Origin of the sequence: Bacillus sp. J33 (assembly GCF_000518885.1) — a bacterium.
GTDB lineage: Bacteria > Bacillota > Bacilli > Bacillales > Cytobacillaceae > Cytobacillus.
The window spans coordinates 1-19,316 of sequence record NZ_JAEL01000008.1; the positions used below are offsets into that span (position 1 = coordinate 1).

At 37.7% G+C, this 19,316-nt stretch carries 17 protein-coding genes and 1 pseudogene; 3 read left to right on the plus strand and 15 right to left on the minus strand.

Features of this window, described 5'->3' with window-relative positions; genetic code table 11:
- Window positions 1–114: 114 nt before the first annotated feature.
- The 10 genes from L634_RS0103515 to L634_RS0103565 all read right to left on the minus strand — a co-directional run bounded on the left by L634_RS0103515 (window position 115) and on the right by L634_RS0103565 (window position 10,048).
- Window positions 115–687, minus strand: a complete 573-nt coding sequence (locus tag L634_RS0103515; RefSeq protein ID WP_026581254.1) for a hypothetical protein — start codon at window positions 685–687, stop codon at window positions 115–117.
- A 44-nt stretch (window positions 688–731) separates the two neighbouring features.
- Entirely contained in the window at window positions 732–1,223 is a 492-nt protein-coding gene (locus L634_RS0103520) for a MarR family winged helix-turn-helix transcriptional regulator (RefSeq protein ID WP_026581255.1), read from the minus strand.
- A gap of 108 nt (window positions 1,224–1,331) precedes the next feature.
- Window positions 1,332–1,556 carry a hypothetical protein gene (locus tag L634_RS0103525; protein WP_232233695.1) on the minus strand — a complete coding sequence of 75 codons (225 nt, stop codon included), beginning with the start codon at window positions 1,554–1,556 and terminating at the stop codon, window positions 1,332–1,334.
- 852 nt (window positions 1,557–2,408) lie between these two features.
- Window positions 2,409–3,521, minus strand: a complete 1,113-nt coding sequence (locus tag L634_RS0103530) for a GerAB/ArcD/ProY family transporter (protein WP_026581257.1) — start codon at window positions 3,519–3,521, stop codon at window positions 2,409–2,411.
- Window positions 3,522–3,541: 20 nt separating this feature from the next.
- On the minus strand, window positions 3,542–3,757 hold the full coding sequence (locus tag L634_RS30515; protein ID WP_034261886.1) for a hypothetical protein: 216 nt from the start codon (window positions 3,755–3,757) through the stop codon (window positions 3,542–3,544).
- A gap of 3 nt (window positions 3,758–3,760) precedes the next feature.
- Complete coding sequence (locus L634_RS0103540) at window positions 3,761–5,029, minus strand: Ger(x)C family spore germination protein (RefSeq protein ID WP_026581258.1); 1,269 nt, start codon at window positions 5,027–5,029, stop codon at window positions 3,761–3,763.
- Complete coding sequence (locus L634_RS30520) at window positions 5,019–6,209, minus strand: spore germination protein (protein WP_051428195.1); 1,191 nt, start codon at window positions 6,207–6,209, stop codon at window positions 5,019–5,021. Before L634_RS30520 ends, L634_RS0103540 begins: the two co-directional genes overlap by 11 nt.
- Window positions 6,196–6,579 carry a spore germination protein gene (locus tag L634_RS32175; RefSeq protein WP_051428197.1) on the minus strand — a complete coding sequence of 128 codons (384 nt, stop codon included), beginning with the start codon at window positions 6,577–6,579 and terminating at the stop codon, window positions 6,196–6,198. Before L634_RS32175 ends, L634_RS30520 begins: the two co-directional genes overlap by 14 nt.
- Window positions 6,580–7,545: 966 nt before the next feature.
- Window positions 7,546–8,385 carry an STAS domain-containing protein gene (locus L634_RS0103560; RefSeq protein ID WP_026581259.1) on the minus strand — a complete coding sequence of 280 codons (840 nt, stop codon included), beginning with the start codon at window positions 8,383–8,385 and terminating at the stop codon, window positions 7,546–7,548.
- A gap of 550 nt (window positions 8,386–8,935) precedes the next feature.
- Window positions 8,936–10,048 (minus strand): hypothetical protein, encoded by a 1,113-nt coding sequence (locus L634_RS0103565; RefSeq protein WP_026581260.1) that lies wholly within the window; start codon window positions 10,046–10,048, stop codon window positions 8,936–8,938.
- 927 nt (window positions 10,049–10,975) lie between these two features.
- On the opposite strand from L634_RS0103565, the gene L634_RS0103575 reads away from it, so the two are divergent.
- Entirely contained in the window at window positions 10,976–12,724 is a 1,749-nt protein-coding gene (locus tag L634_RS0103575; RefSeq protein WP_026581261.1) for a helix-turn-helix domain-containing protein, read from the plus strand.
- Between the two features lie 87 nt (window positions 12,725–12,811).
- On the opposite strand, the pseudogene L634_RS34150 reads toward L634_RS0103575, so the two are convergent.
- A pseudogene (locus L634_RS34150) lies at window positions 12,812–12,889 on the minus strand (NAD(P)H:quinone oxidoreductase, type IV); the annotation flags it as partial.
- A 189-nt stretch (window positions 12,890–13,078) separates the two neighbouring features.
- Here L634_RS34150 and glpT point away from each other — a divergent pair.
- Entirely contained in the window at window positions 13,079–14,446 is a 1,368-nt protein-coding gene (glpT, locus tag L634_RS0103580; protein WP_026581262.1) for a glycerol-3-phosphate transporter, read from the plus strand.
- Between the two features lie 314 nt (window positions 14,447–14,760).
- Here glpT and L634_RS0103585 read toward each other — a convergent pair whose 3' ends face one another.
- Window positions 14,761–15,783, minus strand: a complete 1,023-nt coding sequence (locus L634_RS0103585; protein ID WP_051428198.1) for a serine hydrolase domain-containing protein — start codon at window positions 15,781–15,783, stop codon at window positions 14,761–14,763.
- Window positions 15,784–16,121: 338 nt separating this feature from the next.
- Between L634_RS0103585 and L634_RS0103590 the strand changes: the two genes are divergently transcribed.
- Window positions 16,122–16,937 (plus strand): MBL fold metallo-hydrolase, encoded by an 816-nt coding sequence (locus tag L634_RS0103590; RefSeq protein WP_034261901.1) that lies wholly within the window; start codon window positions 16,122–16,124, stop codon window positions 16,935–16,937.
- A 230-nt stretch (window positions 16,938–17,167) separates the two neighbouring features.
- Here the strand turns inward: L634_RS0103590 and L634_RS0103595 are convergent, their stop codons facing one another.
- The 3 genes from L634_RS0103595 to L634_RS0103605 all read right to left on the minus strand — a co-directional run bounded on the left by L634_RS0103595 (window position 17,168) and on the right by L634_RS0103605 (window position 19,314).
- A complete protein-coding gene (locus tag L634_RS0103595) occupies window positions 17,168–17,944 on the minus strand; it encodes a TerC family protein (RefSeq protein WP_026581265.1) in 777 nt (258 codons plus the stop codon).
- 397 nt (window positions 17,945–18,341) lie between these two features.
- Window positions 18,342–18,809 (minus strand): UPF0158 family protein, encoded by a 468-nt coding sequence (locus tag L634_RS0103600; RefSeq protein WP_026581266.1) that lies wholly within the window; start codon window positions 18,807–18,809, stop codon window positions 18,342–18,344.
- A 163-nt stretch (window positions 18,810–18,972) separates the two neighbouring features.
- Window positions 18,973–19,314: a membrane lipoprotein lipid attachment site-containing protein gene (locus L634_RS0103605; RefSeq protein WP_026581267.1), complete on the minus strand. Its 342-nt coding sequence runs from the start codon at window positions 19,312–19,314 to the stop codon at window positions 18,973–18,975.
- Between the last annotated feature and the right edge of the window lie 2 nt (window positions 19,315–19,316).

Here is a 19,316-nt window from a genome sequence, read left to right on the forward strand (position 1 = left end):
TCAGTCGTTTCATCGAAATGACGTCTCTGTCGGATAAAGAAAAGAAGAGCGTTAGCTCAGCCAACACTCTATGCGACTGCCCGTCGCACAAAAAGCCGCCAGTCCGGCAGCAACCTACTCCTCGATCGGTTCATTGCTTCGCATTTTTTTAATGAATTTGGTGAAGAAATAGGCAGTATAAGTAATCACTATATCAATTAAGAATAAATACAATTGGTTCATGCCTTTATGAAATTCAAGCATTCCCATCATTGCTTCAATGCTTGCAATCCCAAATGCAAAAACGGCACTTAAGTACAGAGTGTATATCAGAAAATTCTTCCCCCGATTCAAACAATATTGGTACAGGAGCAAATAGCCGACAGGCAGCGCTGAAGCGGTCATGTTCAGTGCATTCGGGAAGATTGGTGAAAAAAAGTATGTGTGAACGAAAAAACTATAACGCTGCAGGGTTAGGTCCGTATAGGCCCATAGCAGATGAACCGTATAGCCAAAGAAAAACAATTCAAATATTCTTCTTCGGTCCACAGTAAAATAAACCAGAACCAGAGGAAGAATCAATAAGGAAATAACTACCCAAAACTGCCATGTTCCCATATGGGAATACTCATGCCAGTAAGAAGTAATCAAGGAATTCATATCATTATTCTGTTTGAAAATTTTATCCCAGTACTCTCTGTAGTTCATAAAATGACCTCCTCCTGCTCGACTGCTGGTTGTTCCAATGGCGGCTATGCATAATTATAGTTTTCTACACGCGCATCCATCAGCAGCTTTATAAATTGATCTCCTTTATTTAAACCAATAATCTTTTGGCCATATTCAAAAAAAGTGTTCATCTCTTCCTCTGTTAAACCGCTCAAATTAAAAGGAAATTGTTCCAGGTCTTTGACAGCATCCATAATTTTATTAAGGGTTTCGGTTCCCTTGGCGGTAATCGAAACTCTTTTATATCTTCGCTTCTCTTCATTAACACTTATTTTTATAAATCCCTTTTCAAGCAATGGCTTCAATAACCGGGTCACAGTTGAAATATGCCAGCATCCTAATTGACTAATTTGGGTTGGGCAAAGTTCATTCTTTTGTGTTGCCAGTAAAAATAAGATATGCTGCTGAGCTGTTGAAAGGCTGAAATCCCTCTCCAGTTCCGACCACTTCTTTTCCATGCAAAAGTACAGTGCCCTTACCACTAAAACCGTTTGCTGTTTAAGCAATATATCCAACAATCATCACCCTCACTTGCAAGTACAGTTGTATTTACAAGTATTTTTTGATTATCGGATTAATTTATGCAAAAAAAATAGAGGCGTATATCTCGCCTCTTTCTCCAGCTAAATTCGCTTTTTCACATCTTCCCTAATGGATTCAATCACTTGTTGGGATAAATTTGCCGGCAATGATGCTGCATCCTCAAACACCCAAGCATTGATAATCTCGAGGTCTGCTTTTTTAAACGTGATGCTGTAATGTTTATCTTGCTGCCTAAACTCGGCAGTCACATACTCTTCCCCGTCAAATTCATCATCAATAATCATGTTGGTTATTTCATAAGACACCACAGCTAATCTCCTTTATCAATCTTTTTTATATAGTTCACTTTATAAGGTCGTTTATTCATTTTCTAACTAAAGTTAGAGCAGCTTTATTTCCATCAGTATTAACATGCCGAACTGCCAACTGATAAAACTTCGATTGGCATGCTCTCCATCAAAAAGACCTGCAAGTGCTTATGATGTTACAACATTGCCCCGCGAAAGAAGCATCTTCTAAAAATATCCGACACTTCAAAGAAAAATATTCATGTGGCTATTTTATGTCGATCGTATCTTTGCGAATAAACTTGTACTTTTTTCTTTAAAAATTTTCCAATAGATGCTAATTTAAACTTAAGCTCTCAACCATGTTCTCAGGAGGTATTACCATTAAGATTGGGGCAAAGGTTGTTTATAAATCTGACATGTACACTGTTATTTGGGTATATGAAAGTGGTTTCTGTGAAATCAAAAAGGCTTTTAGAACAAAATTAGTTCAACAATCAGAACTTACCCTTCTATAAATTAGTCTTTTATCTATTGCATGGTTGAGAGCCATTTCAATAACGGCTTTTGGAGCTGCCTTCCTGATCTTTACTGCTCAAATTCCTACTAATATCAATAAAACTCAGCAAAATGGATCATACTTAATTTCCCCTGCTTGCCAGCTTATTAAGTGCTGAAATCAACAGGCAAATTTAACAGAGCAAAAAAAATAAAAGCCAATAGAAAAAAGACGTTCCAATAGGAATACGCCTTTACTTCAATAAAATATCTCCTCCCCTTTGTCAGCATTGCGACAGAAAATCAATATAGTGCCAATGTGTATGAAAATAGTGAGGAGCTGTAATATTGCAGGTGCCGATCTACTTAAGTCTATCCATTCACGTTTTGTTTTGGTTTCCCCAGCTTTTTAATTTTTATAATTCCCCAAATTACAAGTACTAGGGGGAGAATGGCACCCATTATTATATTTAGTGGAACATATGTCTCGAAGAGAAATTCATTTAACTCCTCATAATTCTTGGCAAATAGAATAGACCCCATCCCTATAAACCAAGCCAGCGGAATGACCAGGGGCTGATAGGTCGTTAATCTGAAAGCTTGAGCTGTACCTAAGCTTAATCCATAAAAAAATAATGAAATCCGAATCATTAAGCCGACGGTCCAAAAAAGAACGGCAATCACATCGAATCGATTAATCACCGCGCCGGCTTGGATGTAACGAACCTCTGAAAAAGTCGGAAATACCATTTTTGCAGCCTCTGCCGGTCCAAATAAAGCGATTGGCCCAGTGATGGGTCCAAGGAAAAAGACTAGAGTAATGATCGCTGCCCAAATACCCGTCTTCATAAGTTTTTTTGGACGCTGAACATATGGAAGGATCATTCCCAAAATGACAAATTCACCAAACCATCCCATCACGGATAGAGATCCTATACCAACTGGGGCAATTCCATTACCCAGAATTGGCAATAAGTTCGTGTAATCTTTATTTTCGCCCATTGTTAAGAAAACCACTGCGACTGCAATAATCACTAACACCGGCAACATGATTTGATTGACCCGTGCCAACGTTTCTAATCCTAAATAAACGATGAAAGTCGTCAGAAGAAGAATAATGGCGACGAATGCCCATTCTGGCGTTTCGACCATGATTCTTTTATACTCTTCTGCATATAATCTTACTGCCAAAATAACCATTACATAAAAATATAGCAGATAAAGAATTCCAATTATTTTCCCGATCCATGAGAAATGATTAAATAAAATTTCAATTAATGTTAGGCCTGGAAAGTGCTGAGATAGTTTTACCAATGAGATTATTCCAATTAGCCCCAATATGGTTCCAGCGATTCCGGCCAGCCATCCATCCTGTCGGCTTTGTGTAATAACTACTGTTAATATAATTAAGTGTCCCATAATCGTTAAGGACATGATCGCTAGCATGGCCGTCTGAATATTGCTGATTCGACCCTTTTCAATCATAATACGTACGTACCTCCGTTTCATTTTTCAAGGGGGCTTATCGTATTGAGTATTTTGGAAATAGATAGATACGAAAGGTCGGTAATGATTACGATTCCCGCAAGTATGGCCAAACCTGCGATCCCTATTTGGATCATTAATGTTTTAAAATCTTTCTTTCTCCAGACAAAATAGATATGCGTGCCTGCAGTAAGGACAACTAAAATAACTAATAGTAAACTCAATAATATTTTCATACGTTACCTCGAGTCATTTGCTTCGCTTTTTTCTTTTTGAAGACCATACCGGGAAATATTGGATTCAACATGCAGGTTTACATTCATCTTTTTCAAGTTTCCACTCCTCCATTCAGGAGCCAATTGGTCCCACTCCTTAGGGCTGTTCCGGTAAATCGATTCACCGAAACCGAAAATATCAGTTTCCCATTGTTTTTGTGCCTTCCCCAATACACTTAAAGAATCTTGTTTAATAAGGTCTTCAAGCTGTTTGTTTAATTGCTCAATTTCATCAGTATCTAACTGCAGATTGGAACAGGTGATTTCCCCAATGTCAGCTTCAACCTGAATATTAACATCCATTTTCAGGTTTTGGCCGGAAATGCGGGGGTTAAATTGGGATCGGGTATCCTTTATCATTAAACCAACCGTTCCATTATCATGGCCTCCACAATTTAACATGATAATTTCATTTTGGAGCTTACCCTGTATGGATAAAAGTCCACGGGTTTCCCGCTCATCCAGAAATCCTTTTAAATTTCCGCCTCTAAAGACAGCTGTTCCTTGCAGACTTAGAGCTTTGGGTGTTTCATTTCCATTTACACTCATATTGTCTGTGTCTTGTTTATCATCTTGAGATTCCCTTTTTTCACCTTCTGCCTCTATTCCCATATTATTTGCTGGGACTATTACTCCCGTGATTGGATCGGTTGTATTGCTTGATAGGTCTTTCAAAAATTGACTAAGATCATTAACCATTTTCGTAGCAGAGAATTGATCCGATGTAACCATGTCGTTGATTTCCAGTCCGAGAGTCGAGTTAAGTTCAGGTGAAGTTTTAATGATTTCGGATGCGAGGCCCTTTGTAACTAATAATAATAAGCCTGGCCGAGACTCATTATCTCTCCTAAAGAAGTCCAAAGAGGATTCCATCTTTTCACGTGCTGCCTTCTCTCCAAATATAACGACATTTGCATGCCCTAAATAAATTCGTTCAGAAATGGATTTTGATAACTTTCCCATGGCTTCAAATATGCTTTTCCCGGTGGCTGTCTGAATGAGAAATTTATTTGTTTCATTTCCTTGTCCTCCTGAATTAGCTTGAGTAAAAAGCGCATCCGGCTTTGCCAGTAAGGTTGAAACTTCTATTTCACCATTATCAGTTTGATCAATTCCTATAATATTTATAATGGCTAGGTCATTAACGTTCTTAGCACTCCAGCATCCCGTGAGAGAAAGGATTGCTAAAAACAAAATAAAAGTTCGCATCCATATAAAAAATCTATTCCTCATCACGACCCTCCTTATATACCGGAGGCTTAGCCATATTGCCTTTGTCAGCACGGCTCATATGATCGATGCCCAATCCAGGTGTTCTGGTCTCCATGGCCCACCATGGTGCCCGTATAAATACGTCCTTCCACCCTTCTTTTCTTGAAGGAGAAACAGGAGAAAAGTAAGGTACACCAAAAGAGCGTAAACTTACCAAGTGAGCTAAGCCAAACATGAGAACAATGAGTATCCCCATAAAACCAAAGAATCCTGATGCCAATAACAGCGGAATTCCGCAGAATCGTATAATTTGGTGAAAAGCGTAATTCGGTAAAATAAACGACGTCAGAGCTGTTACTGAGACAACAATCATTAATAGCGGCCCAATAATTCCAGCCTGAACGGCTGCCTGACCGATAAGGACAAGCCCTAAAATAGTAATAACGGCTCCACCAAATGTTTTGGGCATTCGTAAACCGGCTTCCCGGATTAGTTCAAATGTGATCAGCATAAATATAGCCTCCACCAAAACGGGATAAGGCAGGTCTTCACGGCCTGCGCCAAGACGCATTAATAATGGAGTTTGTAATAAATCCTGATGAAAGCTTGTCAACCCAACATAGAATGCAGGAAGTATTAATGTTACAAAAAGCCCTAAAAAACGTACCCAGCGTATTGTTGTGGCTACTAAAGAACCGTCATAATAATCCTCGGCAGAATGAAGAAATTCAACAAACATAGCCGGTACTGTTAATACAAAAGGGGTCCCGTCGACTAGAATAGCCACTTTTCCATCTAATAATGCGCCACAAACACGATCCGGCCGCTCTGTGCTGAATACCGTTGGAAAAGGAGACTTCGGGGAATCTTTTATCATTGATTCAATGTAATGGCTTTCTAAAATTCCATCAATTTTAATTCTGGACAACCGTTGTCGAACTTCCTCTACGACTCCCTGGTCAGCAATTCCCTTCATATAAACAATATTAATCTGTGTATTCGTTTGTTTGCCTAGTATGAAGGACTCCACTTTTAAAGATGGGTTCTTAATTTTCCGCCGTATGAGCAGCAGATTTTGATGAATATCTTCAACAAAACCTTCACGCGGACCTCTTACTGTTCGTTCCGTATTGGGCTCCCCGACCGTTCGTCCTATTGGATTACGTGAATGGAATACATACACAACATCAATTCCGTTCAACGAATAGAGCAGTGTTCCCTGTTAGGATTTGATCTGCAGCAGATTGTATTGTATTCATTTCCTTTAAATTGCTGTATGAGAATCGTTTACGGATAAAAGCAGACACGGACTGTTTCGAATCCCCCGTATCTGCAAAAGAAGACAACCCTGTTTCTATATCAACCATCGTTTGGTTATGGACCATTTCAGATAGATAAATCAGACATCCAGGCCGGTTGTTAAACTCTGTATAGTGATATACGATGTCATCACATGCTTCAAAAATTTTTTTAACACTGCTGATGTTTTCTTTAAGAGAAGATGAGACCGGATTTTGGAAACCTTCTTCTGCATTTTGTTCTTGTCTGGACTCACTGTTTTGTCCTATCATCTACCGACCCTCCTTTAAAGAGTAACTTCTCCTAAAAAAAATATTACTATTCGTTCCTGCCATAAAATACTTTGCAAAAAAACGTATAAAACTTAGGGAAAAGGATCATAGACACGAATATTGAATTTAAATCCTGACAAATATTTTGGAGGTTTTTAGATGAATGGAAACAAAATTTATTTAACATCGGCACAAATTGCTGTCTTTCGCCTTGATATATTAACAGTATGTCTATATGTATCTTAGGATTTTTGCTAAAGGCACTTTTTTCATAAATTGTTGTTTTTATTTATATTTTTGCACGTTGATTTCCGCTACGAACACTTGCTTTCCGCGGGGAGGAATGAGAGCCTCCTCGGCTCCGCCTGTGGGGTCTCCCACTTCCCTCACTTCCCGCAGGAGTCAAGTGTCCTCCGCTACAATCAACTCAGCTGGTTAACCTTAGTTAGCCCTGAAATACAACAATTTATGAAAACAGCGTTACTAAAAGACATAAAGTCTTAGAATGGCATCAAGTAACTTGGATCAATTAATATGTAGTTTTGATTAAGAACAATATGTGCCGTACAAATGGTTTTCCCGAACAAGAAATAAAAAAATGCTCCTTCGCTTTCTTTAACGTTATCTGATTAAAAATGGTAGTGCTGCTACTGCAGAGATGTTTCTAAGAGGACATAAGAGGAACTTGGAAAAAATATTGAAATGCTAGTTGATACTAAGACTTTTGCATAAGGTATACATACCGGACATCGATATTGAGGTTCCAGAAGAGGTAAAAGCAGAAAATATTTAAGAGGATTACATCCGTTTGCCTGCAAACTTCCCATAAATCCAGAAGAAAGATCACATTAGGATATAACATGGGAGTCCGTTAGCTATGGCTTTATTTGAAATCGGGATAGTGAAAGCACCTGGTACAGCTCATGGATAGGATCCAGCAGCTTGTACCAAGTACTAATACCCGTATTATTGTTCTGGTTTAAGCACTAAATATTCCCGCAATGTCTGCTGCAGAGTTCCCTTTGTTTCCGCTTGGGTCTCAATAGTCACGCCTGCTTGGATCATTTTTCGGACAAGTTCGGCACGTAAGCCGGTTAGGACTGCCTCACAACCCATCATTTTAATTCCGCTCAGGATCTTTTTAAAGTGGACAATCACATCGATTTCCATATCTGCAATACCGGAAAGGTCCATAATCAAGGTCTGGATCTTAATTGAAGAGATTTCCATCAGGACTTTTTCTTCAATCGTCTGAATCCGGTAAGAATCAATCATGCCAATCAGCGGCAGTACTGCGACAGAAGAGCTGATCGGAATAATCGGCACGGACAAATGTTCCACCAAATTCCGCTGGGACTTAAGCATTTCGTCTTTATAATCAGAGTAGCTGATGAAGAAGTTATTCAGAAATTCGTCAACATGGTCATTGACTTCTTTTTCCTGTCTATAAAAGCTTTCGCGTGTTGAGTTTGCATCATTCAACTTGTCATACTCATAGAGAAAATGCCATAGTGTGCGTCTGATGGCCTGAACCCATTCCAATTTAAATGAAAGAGTCAGGGAATGCTCCGCCCATGCCACACCTTCCTGCTTAGCAAAATCAATAAGCTCTTCTTCTCTTCTTTCCACTACATATAGAGCTAGTCTTTCTGCATTTTTTAAAAGATCGATATTCCCTCTCTGCAGGATTTCATTAATTTTAGAGGCCACATTTACCGCCTCAGACAATAGCTTTTGCTGAAAATTCTCGCGATTATCAATGATAAATTCAGCTATATCATTGTTCCCCCTGTAAGTTCTTTCCATTTCAAGCATACGCCCCTTTTTCTTTTATATATAAATTCTCCCTTAAATGTGGATGTTTTTAATGACATTTTGCTAAAACAATATTTTATTACCCTTCATTTGTATTCCATAAACCTATACTTTCATTTTTTTTCAATAATTTCTAATGATAATAAGTCATCTTTTGATAAAAGTTCCATACAGATAATAAATGAATAGAATTAATAAAATGACAAATATAAATAACCTCTTTTTGCCCAGCCCCTTCCTTCCTTTCTCCCCCAATGCTTCCCTAACCATTAAAAGAAGACCTTTATCAAACTTTTAAGAAATTAACAGAGATAAAATAAAAGAAATCACAAATAAACAGCTAATTAAATAAGGAATTAACATAAACACAGGCTGTACCATGATATATTAAGATATCCACAGGTTTAGATTCGGAAGAATAGAGGAAATAAAAAAAGCAGCTCTTTAAAAGAGACCGCTTTTTCTTGCAGGTGCATTTTAAATTATAAGAAGGCAGAAACACGAAAAGCCCTGTAAAACTTTCATTTTTTTACAAGGCTGTTTATATATTAAATTTTGCAAAGTCCGGTTTTTCTCCTGTTAATAGAAATTGTTCCACTTTTGCATCATGAATTAATTCATAAGGTATTTTCTTAAGTAAAGAAATGAAATCCTTTCGGAATGCTTTTCTAAATAGTGCTCCCAGGGAATGGATTCTAAAAGTTGATCTGAGAGCTCTCTGTTCATTTATGTAGGTGCCAATGCTGTCTATACAGTCAAGAAAATACCTTTTTATTGATTTTTCAAGATTGAAAGAATCATTATTCTTTATGAATTTAACCTTATCATAAACCTCTTGTTTAAAAGATATCATAATATCAAACTGATCACGTGGCCTGTATTTTAGCTTATGGCCGTCGAGAAAATAGGTTAATTCATGTGAAAGCATCGCTATAAGGTTATCTACCTTAAATTCCTCGCTGCTTTGCTCCTTAACACATTCCTCTTTCAAGGTAATCCAAACTTTCCTTATCCAAACCTGATTCCCGCGGTACTGAAGTCCCTCATATTGAATGTGGAACAGAGGTTCAAGAAGAGCCAATACTTCCCTTACCCTCTTTGCATTTTTATTTAACTGCTTCTTTAATGTAGACATATTTCGGGATTGTCTGAGTATCTTTAAGTCTATATCTTCTCTTTTAGACATGGCTGTGCGGAATTGGTTAAATAAGGACAACATTAGCTCAATTGCCTCTGGGTTTGAAGTTCGAACCAATTCTGCAAAAATATTTGTTTCAAAGAGTGAATGAGGAATTAGAAGGTAATTTAACTTACCTTCTTCCGCACCAGGGTTATTATGCTTTTCAATGTCCTTTAGAACTAAGACAGCAGCGCCATTTTGGATTTCCTCTTTTACAAAATGGTATTTCTCTAAATATAACTTCCCGGAATATAAAGAGGAATAAGGAATTTGAAGCTTTTTTGCCCAGTAGGAAAGGTTGAATTCTTTCAAAACTCCCCTCTGGTTTTTCTCCATGGCCAGCTGCTTGAGCATAGTTAAGTAAACGACGTAAGCAGAAGCTGGTGGCCGTTCGAATGATTGATCTCTTAGGAAATGAAATTCTTTTAAAATAGATTGGTGCATTCTAAATCCGTCAATCTTAACCTTTTTCATGCCAAAGCTCATTTCTTTAAATTATTGGGGTATCGCTGCAGATTAAACTGCGCAATACATTCTTTGGTGCATTTATTAAAATACTTCTTCGGAATACGGCTTGCCTCACTCATTTTGCAGACTAACCGCTGAGGGATGTTCCCCCAATATATATAAGGGTCCCATTAAACTTATATGTTGAAATTAGTATATCTCAATCGAATTTTGGAATTTGTACCTCTCTAGAGAAAATGCACCACTGATAAAATCTTAAATAAACATTGATATAAAAGGGTTTAAAAAAATTTTATAATTTTTTTCTTATACAGTTTCCGCTAAGTTTTGCACCAATCATTTTAAAATGCACCACTAATCAAGAATGCGATAAATAGGCATGAACTATTGGTATTGTTAGGTTTTACTATTAAAAATAGATAAATATAGCATACAGGTTCCGCTAGAAATTTATTTGGCTGGTGCATTTTTAGATGTACAGGTTCCGCAGGAATAGTTATCCAAATTTTTGTTCTGTAACACGCATTATGTATTGGAAAACTATTTTTATTGGTAAATCAACATTTTTTACCCAAACAGTTTCCGCTAGAAACTAAAAAAATGGTGCATTTTAATGGTGCGTTTTTTTATTTTTCCATACAGGTTCCGCTAGAAAATAGAATAGGCTGCCTCCTTACCCATACACCTTCCGCAGAAAACATTCTTGCTTCAACCGGCTGCAAAACGCTGAAACTATTGAAATATAAGGGTTTTTGGAGTTTTTTTATTTAGGGAATATAAATGAAGTGGTGCATTTTTTGCTGTTTGTGGTGCATTTTCTTCTATTTCTTCAAGCAGGTTGGTGCATTTGAAGCTTTTATTTACCTTGGCCTGGTGCATTTTGTTATTATTAAGAGGTTGAAAATCACCCCTTTCATTAAGGAGGTTCAAAGAATGAAATATGAAGAAATACCCGAACATTTAATATTAAATTATGAAGCTTTGAAAATTGTTCTTTTTGAGGAAATCAAAGCGCTTTTTATAAATCGGCCCCATGTTTTATCTAAGTGGAGCAAATTTGCTTATCAAATGACAAAAGAAGAAATTTTAACTCAAAAACCCACTGAGGAAATGCGGTCGTTTGGAGTGCTCATTTCTCTCTTCACAGAAGCGTTTTTTCACCAGAAGCCTATAACAAAGGAAATGGTCAAAGAAGTTGTATCTACATCTGGAGATACAATTAAAGCCTTCTTAGCAGGCCATCTCTATCAGGAGTTTCCGAATGTAGAGGTTAAATACAGCGTTAATGATACCAAGATAGAGGAAGTACTCGAAAAGGATTACATAGTGTCCAGCACAAATATGGATTTTCATCTGATGAGAGACATGGTCACAAAAAAGAATGGCTTTAAAGAGGGAGAAACAGGATATTTAGCAACAGAAATAATTGATAACCGCGGTAATGTCAAGGGTGTAGCTGAGCTGCGGCCCCATGAAATGCAGACCGAATTGACCATTGAACAGCAGATGTGGCTGGAAAGCTTAGGTGAAACGCTAAACTCATTAGACGATCTAACTGCCGATTTATTTGATTTAATATCCTATTTGTGGCTTACACAGCCAAAATCAAGTGATGGATACATAGAATTTCATAGTAATGACGCCTTGCGATTGAGAAATATAAAAAAGAGAAGCTTTGCTGGTAAAGAATTTGATTACCGGGAGGAAGATCGTTTTAATATCATGAGAAGGGTAGCAGCTCTTTCAAGTATTTGGGTTTCCCTGGGAGATCAAACCATTAAAATAGTGAATACTGCAGGCCTTCAGGATAGTGAACTCTATAAATTTAAGGACTTTCAAAAAATGTTTGAAATCGGCAAGATCCGTGTAGCTTATGATAAGGATACTGGAGAGGCAAAAGGAATTTATGCGGTTCAGGTTCGCCCTACTTCTATTCTAACCCCTTATTTAGAAGGTCCAAAAAAGACGCTTGGAATATTAGACTTAAAGGTCTTTAAATATAATCACTCTACACAAAGGGCTCATAAGCGCCTGACAAGATATTTGAATTTACAATGGAGAATCAGAACAGCCAGAAATACATTAGGACAGCCTTTTAAAGTCAGTACCCTCCTCAAAGAAATGGATTTCTCTTCGCGCTATAATGGAGTGGCGCTTAGGGATAAGTTTGAAAACACGCTGGATGACTTGCAAGCGGATGGAATTATAAAAAAATGGCTGTATATAGACGAGATAAATGAAGAAATGGTGGGAAAAAGAAATTGGGTTAAGGAATATTGGGGGAAGCTCAATGTTCATATCATGCCTGCCGATTATATAGTAAAGGAAAATAAAAAAATCCTTTCTTCTCAGTCTGATTTAAGCCATAAACGAATTGGGGCACCCCTAAATCAAACCGCAGCAGCTAAAGAAGTTATAAGGACTTCAGCTGGAATGGCTCATGATCAAGAAGAAAATTTAACGAAGTTCCAGCCGGAAAATAGTTCAAAACAGCCGATTACCTTAACCCCTGAAAAAATGAAAGAAGCGCTGGACTATCTAAACATCAGTATTAGGCAAGCTGCAGAAGAAATTGGAGTAGCTCACACCACCCTCTCCCGTTACATAAAGAGAGAAAATAAAAGGCAGAACAAGAAAAATGATGAAAAAATGCTGAATTGGTTAAAGGAGAAATTTCTTTGAGATCACATAGCCATGTGATCTCATTTTTTATCGGAGGAGAAGCTCTTCAAGCAACAGAAATTTATATTAGATAACAGCCTTTATCGATTATTGATTGGCTTTCTTTACCCGCTCAGCCACTGTTACTGTACGTTTCGCTTGATGTTTTACAGCTGCTGAAACATCTCAAAATCAGGATTTCTAGGTATTGACTCCGCTTCCGCATGAATGTAATATAAACCTCATGACAAGTTAAGGATGATGGAGATTTGGAGACTCATACTTTGTACGCCTTTTTTTTGAAAGGGTGTATTTAGTATGAGTTTTTTTGTGCTTCTCATCTTAATTGGTCAAAGAATAATAGGAGGGTTACGAATGTTAAGTTTTTTTAGGCCTGCACCAGCAGTTGAAAGGCTGCCTGATGAGAAAATAGATTCTGAGTATAAAAAACTTAGAATGCAAGTTTTCCTCGGAATCTTTATTGGCTATGCTGCGTATTATTTACTTCGTAAAAACTTTTCGATTGCCATGCCATATCTAATTGAAGAGGGTTTTACCAAGACGCAATTAGGGTTCGCCCTATCAGCAATCTCCGTTTCTTACGGAATTAGCAAGTTTGTAATGGGGACGGTATCAGATAGGAGTAATCCCAGATATTTTATGACAGCTGGGCTGCTCATGTCCGCTGCTGTTAGTTTACTTATGGGTTTTGTACCGTTTTTTACATCTTCTGTAGCTATTATGTTTATTATGTTATTTTTAAATGGCTGGGTCCAGGGGATGGGCTGGCCGCCAGCAGGCCGTACGCTTGTTCACTGGTTTAGTGTGAGTGAAAGAGGGAGCAAAACGGCATTATGGAACGTTGCTCATAATGTTGGAGGCGGATTAATGGCTCCACTTGCTGTAGCAGGTGCTGCGATATTTGCATCATTTATAGGCCCTTCTGCTTCGGGCTATGAAGGTATATTTATTTTGCCTGCTTTTGTTGCAATTGGTATTGCCATTATTACATTCATGCTGGTTCGTGATACACCGCAGTCAGTAGGTCTTCCGCCCATTGAAGAATACCGTAATGACTACCCATCAAAAGATAAAAAAACGTTTGAAACGGAACTGACCACAAAAGAAATTCTTTTTAAATATGTATTAAACAATAAATGGGTATGGGCAATTGCAATAGCCAACATATTTGTTTATTTCGTTCGATACGGTGTGCTTGATTGGGCGCCGACTTACTTAAGTGAAGAAAAAGAATTTAATATGGACAAATCCAGCTTTGCCTATTTTTTATATGAGTGGGCTGGTATTCCAGGCACACTATTAGCTGGATACATTTCTGATAAGGTATTTAAAGGCCGTCGAGGTCCTGCAGGTTTTGTATTTATGCTGGGAGTATTGGTTGCAGTACTAGTTTACTGGTTTAACCCGCCCGGAAATTCTGTTATTGATATGATCTCACTTATTGCAATTGGTTTCTTAATTTATGGGCCAGTCATGTTAATTGGGCTGCAGGCACTTGATTATGTTCCGAAAAAAGCGGCAGGTACTGCTGCAGGTTTAACCGGATTATTTGGGTATTTAGGCGGCACAGTTGCTGCTAATGCTTTAATGGGTATTGTTGTTGACTATGCTGGATGGAATGCAGGTTTTATTTTATTAACAGCTTCCAGTCTGCTGGCTGCTTTGATTTTCGTGTTGACGTGGAATGTACGTGGTCAAGAGGTCGTACGCTCTTCCAACTAAAAGCGATATATTTTTATATATAGAACGTTTGCCTCGAATTTGTTCATTGACCGGAGGGTGTCCAAAAGATTTTTTGGACACCCTCTTTTATGTTGTGCTTCTTCAAAAGCCCATACTAACCTTTTTCTCAAAAGCTCTTTTCTCATAGGTTGTTATTTTTACTTAAAAATTTTGTCCGTTGATTAAACTTAGTTTGCCACCCAAAAAGCAACAAACTTTACGAAAACAGCCTTCTCTAAAGAGTTAAATTCGTCTGGATCGGCAGCTGGCCTTGAACTTTAGCACCTGTTAAGTGTATATCAACTGTTCACCTTTTATAAGCAACTCATTACAGTATCTCCAAATGACCTAACATCAGACAAATAATCATATCCCTCCGGTGAACCAAAACTATTAAACATACGGACTGCTACCAAACTTTCCTGTGGAATAACTAACAATGTTACACCTGTATAACCGAGTATTTGAAATGAACCTTTAGGTACTTTCTCACCAATCTCGGTTTTCTTTGCAGGTAAATCTTTAACAAACCATAAGAAGCCATTTTGCGGCAGGTCCCTATCTATACTTGCTGGGCTTTGAATAGAAGCAGCCATCTGTATCAATTTCTTTGGAACCATTTGTTTTCCATTAATGTTCCCTTTTTTTAAATGTAAATAACCCCAATAAGCTAATTCTCTTGCCGAAACGTACATATTCATTTTGTCGCCTTCTGTACTATCACTTGTTTTCCAATTTACATCTCCCTCCTGTCTTAGAATTACATCAACCAATTTTTCATGCTTGTTTGCATACCAATTCGATTCAGTTAAGCCTAAAGGATTAAAAACTTGCTCATGTATAATTTCAGAAATGGTTTTATTCGTTGTTCGTCTTACTATATTGGTTAAAGCATTTATTCCGGCTTGTCTATATGACCAATTTTCCCCTGCTGGATACTCGCGATAAATAATGCCATCCTTTTCATCCAAACCGTGTGTATGTGTTACTAAATGCCTTATCGTTGTGTCCTTCCAAATTTCTTCTTCAAGTTCTGGCAAATATTTTAATACTAAGTCATCTATATCGTGGATGTGACCATAATGTACAGCGTATGTCGCTGCAAAACCAATATAGCTTTTTCTTACAGATGCTGCGTGGAATTGAGTATCTTCCTGTACTGTCCTTGCATTGCTTTTGTTGGATTGCTTTCCGATATACTCTTCCAAAACAATTAAATCATTATGAATAACAAAAGCGGAAGCTCCGGAACAAATGACACGGTCAAATGTGTCTTTAACGTGATTTAATATAGGTGAAAAACGACTGTCACGTTTATACTCGAGAAACAAATTCATTACCTCCAAATGGATGTAGAGTGGATAATTAATAAATTCCATGCAGTTTTATATTTATCCTTTATTATCATCACTGAATAGTGAATGTTCTTCCTTTAACCTGCCTTATATACCTCATCCTGTTGAATCTAGTTTAATTTTTCCTAAAAGGTTACCTCCTTGTATATACTTTCATTTTTTCTATTTTCGGTTGATAAAATATCGGGTGAAATAGCTAAAGCTAAATAATGTAAGAGATCATGTTATGGTTATATAATGAGAGAAAAAACATGTAAATGGAATGGCAGAAGCAACATGAAGCTGCACGATGTATAACTTGGTTAAAGGAGCTGAATGAATTGCTTGTGAAGAAAAAGTCCTCCAGGGGAGAAAAAAATGGTGTTTGCTATTTAAATGGGGAGATCAGATTCGGTCGTGTAGCATTAAATGTCTACAGTTACTTATTGGATGGAGTATTAATCGATACTGGAGCTCAATCCTTACATAAATATTTTAAAGCCTTTATTGATGAAGCTGATTTTGACCAAGTTATGATCACTCATTTTCATGAAGACCATACAGGCTGTGCCGCATATGTTGAACAATCCAAGAAACTGCCAATATATTTGCATGCAAAAACAATTCATTATTGTGCACAATGGGCAGATTATCCCTTATACAGACAATTCTTTTGGGGAAGGCGAAAGCCATTTCATGCTCTAACAATGCCTGAATCGTTAGCTTCGAGAAATGCGAGGTGGGATGTCATTGATACTCCAGGACATGCTTTTGACCACAAAGCTTTTCTTAATCGGAATACTGGTCAATTATTTACAGGTGATTTATTTGTCAGCGAGCGTACAAAAGTTGTTTTAGCAGAAGAAAGCATACCTGACATTATTCGCTCATTGGAACGGGTTTTAGCTTATGATTTCCAGGATGTATTTTGCAGCCACGCAGGATTTGTGGAAGGTGGACGCGGGGCTCTTGAGCGAAAACGGGACTACTTAGTATCGATTCAGCATGATGTACTGACACTGCAAAGAAACGGGTACTCAGCTGAGGCAATCACCAATCAGCTCTTTCCGAAAAAATACCCTATTATAAAACTTTCTGGCGGAGAATGGGATTCCCTGCACATTGTCACATCGATACTAAATGAAGGAAATACATAATGTTGTTAGGCTGCCATAAGTATCCGATTCTTAGTTAACTGCCTGTTTAGCGGAAAAAAAAAAGAACTGCCGCAATGACAGCTCTAATTAGAGTGGAAAGGGGCCAATCCCCTGTTCCCTGCTATTAAAATATGGCCAGGATGATAATAAATGCTGCTGCTCCAAAGAGGTACGATTACAATAATGTCTTTTATTTGCCCTAGTGCTAACTGATTAACATGTTCTGCTCCTCACGCGGGATCATCATTCGGAACTGCCCTTTTACCGGGTGCGAACCAGCCAAATAGTGCAATACCCACCAACACCCCATAGAAAATCAAAGTCCACCCTGTACTATGGGGAAAATGATGGTCCAGGATACCAATATCCTCATGGGCAAGAGTAATGACCGCAAGTTTAACACCTACCCATGCAACAATGGCATAGGCTGTTGTTTCTAATGCCGGGCGTTTTGCCAGGAGCTTTACAAACCAGGTTGCCGCAAATTTAATCAAAATAAGCCCCGCTATCCCTCCAAGTACAACAACAATAAACTGTCCCCCATCCATGCCGCCGAAGTCATCAAGCGGTGAGTCCGGAAGACCAAGTGCAAGGGCAACAGCAGCGAGAATCGAGTCGATGGCAAAAGCAAGATCTGCCAGTGCAATCTTCCCTACAGTTGGCCAAAATCCTTTCCCGGCTGATTCCTCTTTAACATCCTCGCGAATATTCTCATTTTCCTTTCCGAACCTGGCTTTAATGACATGCTTCAATCCCAGATATAGCAAATAAGCCGCTCCAATCGCCTGGATCTGCCAGACGTTTGCAATAAAAGAAATGGCAAAAAGCGCTATAAATCGGAAAGCAAAGGCCATAATGATTCCATAATTTATTGCTTTTTTCTTTTGATCTTCCGGTAAATGCTTTGCTATAACAGCCAGCACAAGGGCGTTGTCTGCCGATAGCAAGCCTTCCAGTCCAATTAAGATCAGCAGTGCCCAGGCATACTCTAGCCATATAGATTCCATCTGCCTCTCTCCTTCCGAAATTCATTATGTTTATAAATGTATGCTAACTATAGAATTTCCGAAAATGCTGCAAGAAATCCACAAGAATTTTTGTCATAAGGAAAGGGAACACTATATGCAGAGTTCCCTTGAATTAGATGAGCACTATTAACAGTGTTTTTGCTGAGTGAATTCAACCCTATGATATAATGAATCCTGTCAGATACCTCAAGGAAAGCCACGGAATTTCTTCCGTGTAATTTATATCAATAATTCAGGCATTTATTCAGAAATTCTAAGCTTCTTCACTATCAGCCTATCAGCGAATTGCAATAACTACTCCAACATCATTACAGGAATGCTTCCCTGGCAGTTTAAGACAAAGCGATTACTAATTAGAAATGGCTCAATGTCTTAACTATTCAATATAAATTAGATTATTATCCTGGCACCATTCTATGGCTATTTTTTTAAAGCGATCATCACGGTAGGAATACCATTGATCTTCCATTTCAAATTCTATTATTTTGTCCTTAAATCTTCTAAAAGCCCCCTTTCCCTTAATGGCTCTTAATAAAGTATCCTGTTTAAGCTGATCACTAATGGTTAAGCAAAAGTCTTCCATGATTTCGTATTCATTCACTTCATATTTAGTAGGTAACTCTATGTAGTCTTCAAAGTTTTCTACAACATCAATAGCAGCCATTCTATTTTCTTGTTCCCATTCAGGCAAATGATCAAATGGACTTTCATCTTCAGCAGCTCTTAAATCCTCCGAGGTTATCAACACTATTTCACCGGTTTTATTGTTTAATAAGGAGTGTGACTCTTCAAACTGCATTTCCATTTCTTCAATTATATCTTTAAGCTTTACTTGTATACCCATAGCATTAATCACCCTCTATATTCTAATTATTTTACCCGTTTGTTTAACCAACATTTCTTTATTTCTTAGTTTGAAAATTGTTGTTTTACTTATAAATACTGCCCGTAGGTTAAAGTTAGTTAGCCGCCTGAAAAGCAACAAACTTTACGAAAACAGCCTAGTATTAAGCTGAAATTATGTATGGTCCTGGAGACTTTTGCAGTAGAAAGAGGTCCCCCTTAGTATCTTCAATGATGATAAAATCAGTTTCATTTTTTACTGAATAAATAACCGATCCTTTTTCAAAAAAGTTAGATTGATTGTTACTTGGAAATTGACCTGCATCTACTTGCCCAATAATTGTACCAATGGTCTTTTCTATTTTATAATCACTTACATTTTCTTCCGTTCCATTATATTCAATGTTATTAACGACAACAATCATTGCGTAGCTTCTGCCAGAGGTAGATTGACTGCAAGCAGTGAGAAGCATAACAATAAATATTATTATTAATGTTTTTTTCATAT